We start from the raw sequence: 14,033 nt of genomic DNA, 5'->3' as shown, positions 1-14,033 counted from the left end.
ATGAAAAGGGAGATTGAAAAGGGTTACAACATTTATTAAGGAGGCCTATAAGATGAGATATAGAAGATTAGGCGGAAGCGGACTAAAAGTCAGCGAAATCAGCTTGGGTAGTTGGCTGACATACGGAGGTTATGTAGAACGCGAGAACGCGGTAAATTCCATTAAAACTGCCTATGACCTGGGGATCAACTTCTTCGATACAGCCAATGTTTATGAGAAGGGTGCCGCGGAAGAGCTGGTTGGGAAAGCTTTGAAGGCTTATCCGCGCGAATCCTACGTGCTGGCTACGAAAGCGTTCTGGCCCATGGGCGAAGGTCCGAATGACCGCGGGCTGTCGCGCAAGCATATCGTTGAACAGGCCAACGCCAGCCTCAAGCGCCTTGGTCACGATTACGTGGATATTTTCTACTGCCACCGCCATGATCCGGAAACGCCGCTGCACGAAACGCTGCGCGCCATCGATGATCTGATTCGCCAAGGCAAAGTGTTATATGCTGGCGTCAGCGAGTGGCAAGCTTCCCAAATCGCAGAAGCGCTTGGCGTTGCTGACCGTTATCTGCTGGATCGTATCGTCGTCAATCAGCCTGTGTACAATATGTTCGACCGCTATATCGAAAAGGAAGTCATCCCGCTCTGCGAACGTTCCGGCATTGGGCAAGTCGTTTTCTCTCCGCTTGCGCAAGGCTTGCTGACCGGCAAATACACGTCCGCTACCGACATTCCGCAGGACAGCCGCGCGGCCAAGATCGAATGGGTGCGCAAAGGAATCACGGAAGAGAAGATTGCCAAGGTTCAGCAGCTCGAAGCGATTGCAGCAGAGCTGGGAATTACCGTGGGCAACCTTGCGCTGGCTTGGATTCTGAGCCATGAGAACGTAGCGAGTTCGCTTGTTGGCGCCAGCCGTCCAGAACAAGTAACGGAGAACGCCAAAGCGTCGGGCATCGATCTTAGCGAAGATGTTCTGAACCGTATTGAAGAAATTTTGAAATAGGAAGCGCCCCGCTTCATACAGATAAAGGCCGTACTCAAAAGCGATTCGCTTTGAGGCGGCCTTTTTGTCGAGGCAGGGATATATTTCCGTATGTCGAATAAATACATAACATTTGAGATTTGGGTAAAGGAGCGGGGGATATGGCAAAGAAACAGATTCGAGTCCAAATTTTTCCCGATGGGCAAATTAAAGCAGACGTCATAGGGATCAAGGGGAAATCCTGCACGGATTATATTGAAATTCTAGAACAGCTGCTCGACGCGGAAACGATAGATTCTGAATATACGGATGAATATTATGAAACCGAGCAAGTGGAAAATCAGCAGCAGGATTTGAATCATATCCGTACCAGAGAAGGGGGAGTATAAATGTCGGTTTCAATCTCAATGATCCCTGTCGCGCTTACGCTGCGTCTGGTAATGGGGAAAGACAAATTTGACAGATGGGTCGAGTCGATGCAGGTGAAGGAGCCTTCCACTTTTCAGAACGAGACGGAACTTGTGCGTACGGTGCGCAAGGCCGGGTACGATGCCGAAAAATGGGGGGGAAGCTATAAAACCCATATCGATGGCGAAGATCTGTACTTCTTCTGGGAGCTCGTAGACGGCAAATGGACAGCGATCTTTGGGAGATCTGATTCCAGGCAGAAAGTCAGGCAATTCATGGCTGAAATCAACCAGGCGGCTGGGCGGCAAATTTTTGAACAGCTTCAGGGACAGAGCGAAACGATGACCATGACAGCAGCCACAGCGGCTGCCGAGTCCGTAGCCACCTTTCCTACCAATTTTCGAGACGGGGAGCTGCTGTTCAGAACACTGAAGGAATTCGGCGTTAACCCGGTCCGTGAGGGCTCCGGCATGAAATGCAGAGTAGAAGATTCCCTGTTGATATTCAGGCAGTCCCAATCCCATGACAGCCCGTTTTACGTTGAGGTTCACAATGCGCCTGATTTACGCAAAGTATACCAGTACCTGTCTGACGTAGATGAAGATTATAAGCGCTGCCTGCAGTCCATGGTCTATGAGAAGCTAAAGGAACGTGTGGAAGCAAAGAACATGACTGTCGAAAGTGAAGAAGTGCTGGAGGATAACTCCATAGTACTTACGATCAACATCAGGGGTTGAACAGGATGAGATCCATAGATTTTAATAGAATTGAGCGCATTTGCGCGGGTTACTGGGGGTCTGGCTATTTCGTCGGAGAGACGATTCCATTCAACAAATTGTCTAAGTTTTGCAGTGCGATATCGGTCCAGGTTCAGGGGCATGCCATTGCTTTTATAGACGCTACCGTATTTGGCAGCGGTAAAAATGGGCTGCTTATTACCGAAGCCGGAGTATATTGGCGCAATGACTGGGCGACGGATACCAGACAGAATTACCTGAACTGGGAGGAGTTCATACAGGTCGTGATCATGCGGAGCGGAGATTATGACATCGAACTTGGTCCAGGCAACTTTTTCAGTATGTCCTCCGGGCAATTTGATAAGGACGCCTTGGTTCAGTTGCTACAGGATATTCAGAGCTATATCATTACGGTATTTGGGGATCAAGCTGAATCTAATGACAAACACACGCAGGACGAGGTGAGCGCCCCACCCATGCCCGCTCCAACAGAGAAGTGGAATGTGGCCATTGCAGGTCAGTCCTACGGTCCATACGATATTTATCTTATTAAAAGTTTATTGGGAAGCGGACAAATTCGTCCGGAAGAGAGCCATGTATGGCAGCCGGGAATGCCGGATTGGATCCCGTTCATGAGTCAGCCGGAAATGGCTGAACTTGTCTTTCCAGCCGGAATGCCAGCTCCTCGGTTTATGCCGACACCACAGTCGATAGAGGACTCGATTGAAGCAGCCCTGGAGCAGGTGCAACAAGCTAAGGATACGGGCGAGCCTGGCTCTGTCGATGTTAATACCGCATCCATGGATGAATTGATTGAAGTTCTGGGCGTTGGAGCGGTTGGGGCCGAGCAAATCGTGCAGCAGCGTGATGCGATTGGCGGGTTTCGGTCTCCTGAAGAAGTGGGGGAATTATTAGGATTAAAGCCTCATCAAGTGGCCAGATTGCGGAAACGGGTTGTTTTTACGCCTATAGAACAAGCCTTATCCTCGTCGCCATCCCCTATGAAGCCAAACGCTCGGGTGGTGGATTACTGATGCTACTACGAGTACATCAATTTATACCTGTGACCAAAGTGGAGGGGCCCGGCATACGTGCTTGTATTCAGGTACAAGGATGCCCCATTCATTGCCCTGGCTGCGCAGTTCCGTTTACTTGGGCGGCAGACGGCGGGGTTACAATGGAGGTAGAACAACTGGCAGAACAGATTCTGCAGGGTCCTGAAGTTGAAGGAGTTACCTTTCTCGGAGGGGAACCCTTTGCCCAAGCCCGGGCGTTAGCTCAGTTAGGCGGTATTCTTAAAAATGAGGGGCTATCTGTCATGAACTTCACGGGTTATCTGATTGAAAATTTACGGGGCTCGGGAAATCAGGATTACCTCGACTTATTGGCGGTTACCGATCTGCTGATTGATGGACCTTTTCAAAAAGAAAGTCTGGATACGAGTCGTCCCTGGGTAGGATCCTCCAATCAGCGCTATCATTTCCTGTCGGATAGGTACCTTCACCTCCAGGATCAGCTGACAGAGATTCCGAACAGGCTTGAGGTTCGCCTTGCGCCTGACGGCAGAGTTAAGGTTAACGGGCTAGCCGAGGTTAAGGATTTAGAGGACCTGTTTGGACGGCTGCTGTAATTATTCGTGTTAGGAAGATGCGATATGCGATGTGGTGAGAAATGTTTTCTTGTAACCTATGAAATCGACGGTGAACAAAAAGTAGCTCCAATCACAGCCAGAACGCCGGTGGAAGCGAGAAAAAAGCTCCGCCGCACGATTGGAGCTGAACCGAGTATTATTGCGGTTAGACGGGAATCAACAAAATAAACTTGACGGAAGACACTGACCTTTGAAGGTTAGTGTCTTATTTTTCTTTTTGGGTTCCTGGAAGGATTAGTTGACTGCCTTGTATTGCACCAAATGAGTGATTCGTCCAATTCACTTCTCTCCTCTAGTCATAAGATGGTTAGAAAGAAAATGATCAAAGGAGGATTTATATGGCAGAGCAGATAAAGGTAAGTCCGCGATTCAAAAGGCTGTGTACCCAATTTGGAAAAATCCTGGGGGGCGAATCTGAAATTGATGAGGGGCCGGTTTGTTTTGTCACGCGAATGACGAATTTAAATGAGACGATCTTGGGAAGAAGAACTCGTTCCCCGTTAGTTCAAATGCAAATGTTCTCGTTTGAATCGCTGGATAAGTCAGGCCGCGCGCTTTGTTTGGGTGAGACTGCCGTACATCAAAGCCAGGTTAATCGATTGTTATCGAATCTCCGTAGACGGGGGATCAAAGTAACCGCCCTTCATAATCACTGGCTAAAAGAAAATCCGCGCCTCATGTATATGCATTGGGAAGCCATTATGAATCCTATTGTATTTGCCAAAAAAACAAAAGAATCCATTGCATTCTTGGGTTAATGCAGCTTGGCCGATGTTTCTTACTATGAATTGAAAGGATGAATTCTATGGCGGAACAAGTAAAGGCAAGTCCTCGTTTTAAAAGGCTATGCAACCAATTTTCACGTATTTTGGGCGGAACAGAGCATGAAATTACAAAAGGACCGGTTTGTTTTGTATCTCGAAATAGGAGAATAAAGGCTTCCATTTTGGGTAGAAAGACAACCTCTCCATTGGTGCGTTATCAGCTGTTCTCGTTTGAATCGCTGGACAGTTCAGGCCGCGCGCTTTGTTTAGGGGAAACGGCTCTCTTCCAGGGCCAAGTCAACCAATTGCTGAGCAATCTTCGAAAAAACGGGATTAAAGTAACGGCAGTCCACAACCACTGGTTGTTTGAGAATCCGCGTCTTATGTATATCCACTGGGAGTCAATCGATAATCCTATTTCATTCGCAAGGAAAGTGAAAAATTCTATTGCATTCTTAGGTTAAGATTGTTGGATGAGTAACCGTATTAATTGAAGGCGGATTGTTAAGCCCGGCCGTATAGAGGTTGGGCTTTTGTTCTATGTGCGAATCAAGCCATCATTGCAGCCCATTTGCAACTATGCTATATTTGACATAATTGGTCAACCAACCAAATATAGAAAATGCGGTGATTGAATGGTACAACAAAAGCGGGATAAAGTCGTTGAAGCGGCATATAAAGTGATGTCAGAAAAGGGATACGAGAAGGCCTCCATTAAGGATATAGCCAGCGAGGCAGGGATCACGCCGGGATTGATTCATTATTATTTTCGCAATAAGGAAGAAATCTTGACTGATCTGCTATTAGCTTCCTCCCAGCAGTACACGCAGGATATGCAGCGGCTTCAATCCAGCGTACCTTCCGGGCATCTTGCGAAGGCGGCTCTTAACGAACCTAAAGATCGTGTTGAAAGGCAGCCCGATTGGTATAAACTCAGATACGAATTATTTGCCCTGGGGCTCCGCAATCCGCAAATTTCGGATAATGTGGATGCCTTGCTGGAGAATGCACGAATCGGGATTGAGGAAATTCTGCACAAGATTGTTGGCAATACCGGAGAAGAAGCGGCTTCGGTGGCAGCAATTATGCTGGCCTGCTTTGACGGGTTGGCTTTGCAGAAGCTGCTGAATCCGGAGTTTGATATAGACCGTGCATACTTGGAGCTCGAGGCAATGTTGAGAGCTAGATATAATATTACGGATTAAGGGGCCGCTTTTCTTTTTTTAAACAGTATTGGTTGGTCAACCAACTAAAACATTAAACTGTAGTTAAAAAGGAGATGTTTACTATGTTTATGTTCATTTTGCAAGCCATTGAAAATTTTGCGTTGGCCCTTATCGTAGGCGGAGCCATTGTCATGGCCGCTGCGGTTCGTCCACTTTTGTCTGAGAAGCTGGCCTTAAGCTCTGATTCGGGAATGGCCTCGACGCTTGAAGAGATATCTATTAACGCCTGGAACAAATATAATCGGTTAGCGCTTGCCTCGACAGTATTATTGTCCGTCGTTGACATGATTCGGATTATCGGTCGCCTGTCAGCGGCTTATTGGCACATGGGCTTAACCTTATTGATGCTGGCGGCTCTGATCGGCAAGCTTGCCATCGATAAGCAACTGAAGCAGCGCCTGAACACTTATGCGGCGGATGCAGTCGGCAGCAAGGAACAAAATACGGGCCACCGTCAGGTCGAATGGCTAACTAAGTTGATTCTTGTTATTGCCCTGCTATTGGTTTTATTACCCGAATAGATAGTGTGCATCCTTTCGCTTAAAACGAAAGGTAATCAATTTGGTTGATTTTACATGGACGCTGCTGAAGCGTCCGTGTTATTATTTCTGTGCCAAAGGACCCAAATGGCTTGATCCATATTGAAAGGAGTGGTGTTCCGTACGAGGATGGGGAGCGAAACACAGCCATACAGTAATTACTTCAGACCCATGATAAAGGAGTAGGAGAACCATGAAACTTTTCAACAAAACTTGGATTTTTAAGATGATGCTTTGCGGTATACTTGCAATTTCTATCATTCCTATGGGCAATACATATGCGGCGAAACAGCGATTCACGGATGTACCTTCCAATCACTGGGCGAGTCCTGCCATTGAGTACCTGGCTGATTCCAAATTAATGGGCGGCTATAGCGATGGAACGTTCAAGCCAAATGCGTATATCACGCAGGAGGAATTTATCGTAACAGCCGTGAGCATTGTGCTCGGCAGACCTGCGGGCACAGCTTCCCAAGAGGATTCAACATCAGAGGAGTGGTCTGATTGGGCATATGATGTATTGGATCAGAAGGGAATCTACTCTTATGATGATTATTGGGTTAGCGGCGGGGATAAAAGAAAAGTGCATATAACCCGGGCAGATGCGGCTCGAATCATCTATTTGCTTCTAAACGGGAATGTCGAACACCTGTCTACGAAGAAGGCCGTGCAATATTTATACCAAAAAGGCATGACTTCAGGATCATATAACAATAGGGGAGATTTCTTTGCGAATTACGGTCCAGCAGAACTGCTAACCCGTGCGTATACTGCAGTTCTATTGAAAGGCGTGAAGGATTCTAAAGAAGGGAAGATCAAACGTCCAAGCAGCGCTACCCCTTTAAAAGACACACTCGCCAGCCGAATCAAGAATGTCGCTCAAAAGGCCAATGTCAAAGTAACGGCGACCACCAATGGGGAAAGGTACCAGACAGAAGTTAAAGGCAGCGGCATTCATCTAGACTTCCAGCTGGATGATTTTGCTTACGCCGATCTTGGCGAGCATTGGCATATGACGATCATTGCCCTCGATAAAAGCAAGATCAATCTCATGGCCTCCATCCTCGTTGAGCTTGGGCTGCCTATGAGCGAGAAGGATGCCCGTTCATTACTTAAAGATTTGCTTGCGCTCAAATACGGGCAAGTTGGCAAGACGTATGAGAAGGGAAAGACAGCCATTCACACTTCGTATTACTTTGGCCACCATATACAATGGGGTGAACAGAGAAACAACAGCCCGGAGGTCGTCTCAAATGCCGATCCCTATGCGCTATTCGTCAATGGCGTATTAAAGAGAGCGCCGGGTTTCAATACATTCTTGGATCCGGTATTCGCGGAGAATGGAATCGTCTATGTTCCGGTTAACGATATTTTAAGAGACATGGGAGGATCCTATACACTGGACGACGACTGGACGACTTCCATATTGAATATGGGAGGTAACGTACGATGGCAGTTCGAATGGGATGGGGTTCCTAAGAAAAAAGGATCACCCATATACGTCGGTACCCGAATCGGAAATCATCCAGACAATCATACCGTTTCCGCAATCATGGAAGGCGGCACTCTCTTCGTGCCATTAGAGTTTATTGCTGAGTATTATCCCGTCAATAAGCAGATGGAAAATAAAACGCAAATGATTTTTGTGGGGACATTCCCTGAGCACCCTACGGCTAATTATTTTGGAACCAAGGGACAGTACCCGTCTACCTTTGATTTCAATCCTTTGGACCCGAACGCCAAATACCCAGGCGGGTGGAAGGCGCCGCAGCTCAAGGCGAAATGGTCGCCTGATCCGCAGAAGAACTTTCAAGCCTTTGCTGCCGAGCTTGGATTTACGAATGAAGGACGTACATTTGGCATCACTGGTGCTTCGAGAGCTATCACTTTGATCGGCGGAGATGATAACGGTACGGAGATTACGCTTCAGTTTACAGGATGGGGAACGCCTCCAGGCCAGCCTGATGCAACGTTGTCGGAATCATTTAAGATCCCGGTCGTCTCAGCGCAATTATTCCACTTCTACTTCGAGGAGAAATGGAAGACGGTTTGGAATTACTTTAATCGCAACGATATTCCAGAGCAGTTTAAGTTGAACGGCAGAATGGTGAAGGTGTCGTATGACCACCTCACAGGCATTCTAACGATGAAAATTGGCAAGAAATCTTCTTAAACTTCTTCACACGATGAAGACACTAACTATGAATCGGTTAGTGTCTTTTTTATTGTGCTTAAATGAGTGATTCGCCTAATTCGCTTGCTCGACAGTATGACTGGCCGCCGTAAAATAACCGAAGCAGCTTGACATTCTATAGCGACATGCTAAGATATAACCGACAGACAGTCGGTCGGTATAGTAAGGGGAGGCATATCAATGAGAATTGTAAAAAATGCAGAGGAGCGCAGAAACGAAATACTGGATGCGGCGGATGAGCTCTTCGCTCTTAAGGGCTTTGACGGTACAAGCACAAACGATATTCTCGAGAAGGTCGGCATTGCGCGGGGAACTTTATATCATCACTTCAAGTCGAAAGAGGATATTATGGATGCGCTGATTGAGCGGTATAGCGACCGTCTTTTAGGTGCAGCCAAGGAAGTTGCGGCAGACAAGAGCCTCCCCGTAGTCGAGCGTATTATCCGTGTTGTGATGGCACTGAACATAAGCGGCGGAAGCAGCAAGGAAATTATGGAGCATATCCACAAGCCGCAGAACGCGTTGATGCATCAAAAGATACATAAAGTCATTATCAATGGCGTTCCGCCGATATTAACAGAAATCATTCGCGAGGGTATTGCGCAGGGAATGTTCAACACACCGTATCCCTATGAGTGCATGGAAATGGTTGTGATTTATGCGAATACCGTGTTTGACGATGATATGGTTGCATTGACGGATGAGGAGCGCCTATCGCGAATGCTTGCCTTTATTTGCAATGTAGAGAGGCTGCTTGGTGCAGAAAGCGGAAGCCTGAGGGACACTTTGAAGATGTTTGGGATGAACCATGAGTAACAGGGGTGACTTATGTATTTCAGATTAATCCGCAATGATATTTCAAACAGCAAGCTGATCACGTTGACAACCACGATATTTGTAGCAGCGGCAGCTATGCTTGTCTCGCTTGCGGTGATCCTCGTTGTCAATCTGTCGGGTGCGATAGATACGCTGATGACGCGGGCGGAGACTCCGCATTTTATGCAGATGCATGCAGGTGAACTTGATACTGCCCGGCTAACGGAATTTGCGAATCAGAACAGCAATGTGGATGAATTTCAGGTGCTGGAATTTCTCAATATGGACGGCGCGCGGATTGTATTTGGGGATCGCTCGCTTGCGGATAGTGTCCAGGATAACGGATTCAGCGTTCAAAGCGATAAGTTTGACTATCTGCTTGATCTGAACGGGAATATTATAAACGCATCTAGCGGCGAGCTGTATGTACCCGTCAGCTATATGAGAGATAACACCGCAAAGATTGGCGATAGGGCAGTCATCAGCGGCAAGGAATTTATCGTTGCGGGATTTCTGCGCGATTCGCAGATGAACTCCATGCTCTCTTCCTCTAAGCGATTTCTGGTTAGTGCCGGGGACTACGCAGACATAAGAAGCCTGGGCAGTACGGAATATCTGATTGAATTCAGGTTGAAGGATTTAGCGGCATTAGGGGCTTTTGAGACGGCTTATGCAGCTGCGGGACTTGAAGCGAACGGGCCAACGATTACATATCCGCTTTTCAAAATGATCAATGCGATTTCCGATGGGATGATGATCGGTGTAATCCTGCTAGTGAGCGTGCTTGTCGTGGCCATCGCTTTGATGTGCATACGCTTTACGCTTCTTGCAAAAATCGAAGACGATTACCGCGAAATCGGAGTGATGAAGACATTAGGGCTGCGTATTTCCGACATCAAGAAAATTTATCTTGCCAAATATGCGGCCATTGCGGCGGCGGGGTGCATGCTGGGTTTTGGACTGTCCTTATTCTTCAAAGATCTGCTGCTTGAAAATATCCGGCTTTATATGGGGGAAAGCAGCTATTCTTCTTTGGCGCCGCTCATAGGAATAGTTGGCATCCTGGTTGTTTTTCTCGCTATTACGGGCTATGTGAGCGGAGTGCTGAGACGCTTTCGGAAGATTTCTGCTGCGGAAGCTATTCGCTTCGGCACCTCACAGGAGAAAGCGGCAGTTACAAAGCATATGCTCTTGAGCACAAACCGGCTGTTCAATACGAATGTTTTTCTAGGAGTCAAGGATGTGCTCGCCAGAAAAAAACTGTACGCCACCATGCTGATCGTACTGATCATTTCCGTATTTATCATAATTGTGCCGCAGAATCTGTACAACACGATATCCTCCAAAAGCTTCATTCAATATATGGGGGTTGGTAGCTATGATCTGCGCGTTGATCTCCAGCAGACTGACCGTATCTCTGAAAAGGCCGCTGAAATATTAAAGGCGATGGACAACGACAAGGCCATTTCCGAGTATGCCGTGCTTGTAACTAAAACGTTCAAAGCAAAAGCAGAAACCGGCGCGGATAAAAATATAAAAGTTGAACTCGGCGACCATTCGATATTCCCCATCACCTACTCCCAGGGCAGAGCACCTGCCGCAGCAGATGAAATTGCACTGTCGACTTTGAACGCGGAGGAGCTGGGCAAAAAGGTCGGCGATGTCATAACACTGGTCATCGAGGGAGAGGAGAGAAACCTCACAGTAAGCGGCGTCTATTCCGACATTACCAACGGAGGCAAAACGGCAAAGGCTGTTTTCAATGACCATGCGGCAGACGTGATGTGGTACGTCATCTGTGCAGAGCTTGCAGATCCATCCCTCATCAACAGCAAGGTTGCGGACTATGCGGGCAGGTTTGCTTACGCCAAGGTCTCGGACATAGATGCATATACTGCACAGACGTTTGGTTCGACAATAAGCTCCATCGGAAAAGCCTCTTATGCGGCCATTGCGGTGGCCCTCATGATTATGGTACTGGTTACACTGCTGTTTATGAAACTGCTTGTCACTAAAGACAAATACTCCATCGCCGTCATGAAAGCCTTCGGTTTTACCAACTCCGATATTCAGGCGCAGTATGTATCGCGTGTGGTGTTCGTGCTGATTGCTGGCATAGTCCTTGGCACGCTTCTGGCCAATACGCTCGGAGAGATGTTTGCCGGGGCGGTGATCTCCTCCTTTGGAGCGTCAACGTTTCGTTTTACGGTCGAACCGCTTGCGGCCTATTTGCTAAATCCGCTGATGATGATCGGTACGGTGCTGATCGCCACCATTCTTGGCACCGCGGGCGCGGGACGCATTACAATATCCGAACATATAAAGGAGTAGGCCTATGCAGAAAATGTTGATTGGTGATCATATCGTAAAATCCTTCGGTGCAGGCGATGAAAAACGCAATGTTCTGGGCGGAGTGACCGTGGAAATAGACGAAGGCGAGTTCGTAGCCGTTATGGGGCCTTCGGGCTCGGGAAAATCAACGCTGATGTTTGCGCTGAGCGGTACGGATCACGTAAATGGCGGGCAGGTCTTTTTTGGCGGCAGGGATTTATCGGAGCTCGGTGAGAATGAGCTTGCAGATATGCGCAGAACCCAAATGGGCTTTGTCTTCCAGCAGCCGACGATGCTGAAGCATCTGAACATCCTCGACAACATCATTCTTCCGTCCATGCGGGGCAGTAGAAAGAACGCCGCAGCAATTACGGCAAAAGCAAGAGCGCTTATGCAAAGAGTAGGTATTGCGGAACTTGAGAAGCGTGACATTACACAGGTGTCTGGAGGCCAGCTGCAACGGGCGGGAATTTGCCGCGCGCTGATGAACAGCCCGAAAGTTATTTTCGGCGACGAGCCTACAGGCGCGCTCAACTCCAAATCGGCGCAGGAGATTATGGACATCTTTTCTGAAATCAACGCGGAAGGTACGGCGATTATGCTTGTAACTCACGACGCGAAGGTTGCGGCGCGGACGGAACGTATAATGTTTATGCGCGATGGAACTATCGTCAGCGAATTGAAACTTCCGAAGTTTAACGGAACGGATATCGATGCAAGGGTCGGGCAAGTAACGGCGAAAATGAGAGAAATAGGAATATAGCTGCAAAAGGAAGGTGGGTAGAACAATCCACAGCCGCTGAGGCTGTGGATTGGGCAAAATGCTATTTTGCGTTCTTGTCCGGCTGATGAATACCGAAATTATTGCCTTCGGTGTCCGTGTAATACCCTTGCCAGGCCATGCCCGGAAGAGCATGCTTAGGTACTGCGACCTTGCCTCCAAGATGAAGAATCTTTGCTTCAGTAGAATCGTAGTCCTCGACTCCCATTGTACATGCATAACCGTTCATAGCTTGGCCTGGTACGGGAGAAGCGCCTTTGCGCTGCATCAAAGCCCCGTTGATTCCAAGTTCATTTGCATCGCCCGTTGTAGCCCCGAAATATGGCATACCCGCGTATTCGCTCCAATCCTCGAAGGTCCATCCAAATACCTCACCATAAAATTTCTTAGCACGCTCCATGTCATCTACATGAATTTCAAAATGAACGATTCTTCCCATGATCTCCTCCTGTGGTTTGGCTTCGTTATATCTTTCTTCTAATAGGTTGCCCTTTCCTTCTTCATATTAAAGCAGCTGTCACACAATTAAATTTCCTATTGACAAAATAATATATTTATGCTATAATTTACAAAATTAATATTCGCTTGTATAATGAGATTCTCCTGGCCAGGGGGAATCTCATTTTTGTGTATGCAGGGAGATGATAGAATGAAGCCCAATGAGTCCAGTTTAACTTCCTTAATATCTGCTTTTGCCAGAGCCTATCACAGTAAATATGACAACCCTAAAATTATCGACGATGATCTCGCCAAAGAGTTGATTTCACCGGAAGAATTCACGAACATCAGCGAAAATATGATCCAAGGCGCATCGTTCTTCAATCCTGAAGTTGCTCAGAAGCATCGGGAGGATCCCGGAGAGATTCTGAGATGGATTACTCAAGTCCAGCTATCTCCAACAACCTTGGCGCGAGCCGCTTACTGTGAAGAAGTACTGCTGCATGAGGTGAAGCTTGGCTTGCAGCAGTACGTCATCCTTGGGGCCGGGCTGGATACGTTTAGTTTCAGGCATCCCGAAATGAACGGGACCCTGCAAATATTTGAAGTGGATCACCCTGCCACACAGAAATTCAAGGAGGAAAGATTGGCCGAGGCCAATTTTGATATTCCGGACAATCTGCATTTTGTCCCTATGGATTTTACGGGTGGCATCTCTTATTCCAAGCTGGTCGATAAGGGTTTTGTATATCATCATAAAACGTGCTGCAGCCTGCTCGGTGTGTCTTATTATTTAACGAAAGCGGAGATTTCGAGTCTGATCGATCGGTTATTCTCCTTGCTGCCTTCAGGAAGCTCAATCGTTATGGATTACGCGGATGAGCAGCTTTTTACGGAGAGAGGCCTGTTTAATAGAGTCGAGAATATGGTCAACATGGCTGCGGCAAGCGGAGAACCGATGAAATCCTGCTTCACGTATGAGGAGATGGAGGGCATGCTGGATCAATCGGGCCTGTTAATTTACGAGCATCTTACGCCAGCGGGCATAAATGAGCGCTTCTTTCGTCAGCGGACCGATGACTTGTCCGCTTTTGAGACGATCCACTATGTGCATGCGGTGAAGAGATAAGGCAATAAACCTTATTATCGCTATAAAAAAGAGCTGACGCCGGATCATA

15 protein-coding genes are annotated in these 14,033 nt (G+C 47.6%); 14 read left to right on the top strand and 1 reads right to left on the bottom strand.

The window, feature by feature from the left end; genetic code table 11:
* The first annotated feature begins 52 nt into the window (after positions 1-52).
* The 13 genes from ACYUJT_RS10205 to ACYUJT_RS10145 all read left to right on the top strand — a co-directional run bounded on the left by ACYUJT_RS10205 (position 53) and on the right by ACYUJT_RS10145 (position 12,399).
* The gene (locus tag ACYUJT_RS10205; RefSeq protein WP_460321322.1) at positions 53-991 is read left to right on the top strand and encodes an aldo/keto reductase family protein; all 939 of its coding nucleotides are present in this window, start codon (positions 53-55) and stop codon (positions 989-991) included.
* Between the two features lie 140 nt (positions 992-1,131).
* Positions 1,132-1,359: a DUF2997 domain-containing protein gene (locus tag ACYUJT_RS10200; RefSeq protein WP_460321319.1), complete on the top strand. Its 228-nt coding sequence runs from the start codon at positions 1,132-1,134 to the stop codon at positions 1,357-1,359.
* Positions 1,360-2,115, top strand: coding sequence for a hypothetical protein (locus ACYUJT_RS10195; protein ID WP_460321316.1), 756 nt, complete (start codon positions 1,360-1,362; stop codon positions 2,113-2,115).
* 5 nt (positions 2,116-2,120) lie between these two features.
* Positions 2,121-3,149, top strand: a complete 1,029-nt coding sequence (locus ACYUJT_RS10190; RefSeq protein ID WP_460321314.1) for a helix-hairpin-helix domain-containing protein — start codon at positions 2,121-2,123, stop codon at positions 3,147-3,149.
* The gene (locus ACYUJT_RS10185; RefSeq protein ID WP_460321312.1) at positions 3,149-3,745 is read left to right on the top strand and encodes a 4Fe-4S single cluster domain-containing protein; all 597 of its coding nucleotides are present in this window, start codon (positions 3,149-3,151) and stop codon (positions 3,743-3,745) included. Before ACYUJT_RS10190 ends, ACYUJT_RS10185 begins: the two co-directional genes overlap by 1 nt.
* A gap of 359 nt (positions 3,746-4,104) precedes the next feature.
* Positions 4,105-4,524 (top strand): DUF1259 domain-containing protein, encoded by a 420-nt coding sequence (locus tag ACYUJT_RS10180; RefSeq protein WP_460321309.1) that lies wholly within the window; start codon positions 4,105-4,107, stop codon positions 4,522-4,524.
* 47 nt (positions 4,525-4,571) lie between these two features.
* Positions 4,572-4,994 carry a DUF1259 domain-containing protein gene (locus ACYUJT_RS10175; protein ID WP_460321307.1) on the top strand — a complete coding sequence of 141 codons (423 nt, stop codon included), beginning with the start codon at positions 4,572-4,574 and terminating at the stop codon, positions 4,992-4,994.
* Between the two features lie 171 nt (positions 4,995-5,165).
* Complete coding sequence (locus ACYUJT_RS10170; protein WP_460321305.1) at positions 5,166-5,735, top strand: TetR/AcrR family transcriptional regulator; 570 nt, start codon at positions 5,166-5,168, stop codon at positions 5,733-5,735.
* 83 nt (positions 5,736-5,818) lie between these two features.
* Entirely contained in the window at positions 5,819-6,277 is a 459-nt protein-coding gene (locus ACYUJT_RS10165; protein ID WP_460321303.1) for a hypothetical protein, read from the top strand.
* A gap of 283 nt (positions 6,278-6,560) precedes the next feature.
* Positions 6,561-8,468 (top strand): S-layer homology domain-containing protein, encoded by a 1,908-nt coding sequence (locus ACYUJT_RS10160; protein ID WP_460321301.1) that lies wholly within the window; start codon positions 6,561-6,563, stop codon positions 8,466-8,468.
* Positions 8,469-8,669: 201 nt separating this feature from the next.
* Positions 8,670-9,305: a TetR/AcrR family transcriptional regulator gene (locus ACYUJT_RS10155; protein WP_460321299.1), complete on the top strand. Its 636-nt coding sequence runs from the start codon at positions 8,670-8,672 to the stop codon at positions 9,303-9,305.
* A 12-nt stretch (positions 9,306-9,317) separates the two neighbouring features.
* Positions 9,318-11,636, top strand: coding sequence for an ABC transporter permease (locus ACYUJT_RS10150; RefSeq protein WP_460321297.1), 2,319 nt, complete (start codon positions 9,318-9,320; stop codon positions 11,634-11,636).
* A gap of 4 nt (positions 11,637-11,640) precedes the next feature.
* Positions 11,641-12,399 carry an ABC transporter ATP-binding protein gene (locus ACYUJT_RS10145; protein WP_460321294.1) on the top strand — a complete coding sequence of 253 codons (759 nt, stop codon included), beginning with the start codon at positions 11,641-11,643 and terminating at the stop codon, positions 12,397-12,399.
* A 61-nt stretch (positions 12,400-12,460) separates the two neighbouring features.
* Here the strand turns inward: ACYUJT_RS10145 and ACYUJT_RS10140 are convergent, their stop codons facing one another.
* Positions 12,461-12,856, bottom strand: coding sequence for a VOC family protein (locus ACYUJT_RS10140; RefSeq protein WP_460321291.1), 396 nt, complete (start codon positions 12,854-12,856; stop codon positions 12,461-12,463).
* A 210-nt stretch (positions 12,857-13,066) separates the two neighbouring features.
* On the opposite strand from ACYUJT_RS10140, the gene ACYUJT_RS10135 reads away from it, so the two are divergent.
* Positions 13,067-13,984, top strand: a complete 918-nt coding sequence (locus ACYUJT_RS10135) for a class I SAM-dependent methyltransferase (RefSeq protein WP_460321288.1) — start codon at positions 13,067-13,069, stop codon at positions 13,982-13,984.
* Positions 13,985-14,033 lie beyond the last annotated feature (49 nt).

It is taken from the genome of Paenibacillus sp. YSY-4.3 (genome assembly GCF_054767475.1).
This window is presented reverse-complemented; position numbering and strand designations above follow the sequence as displayed.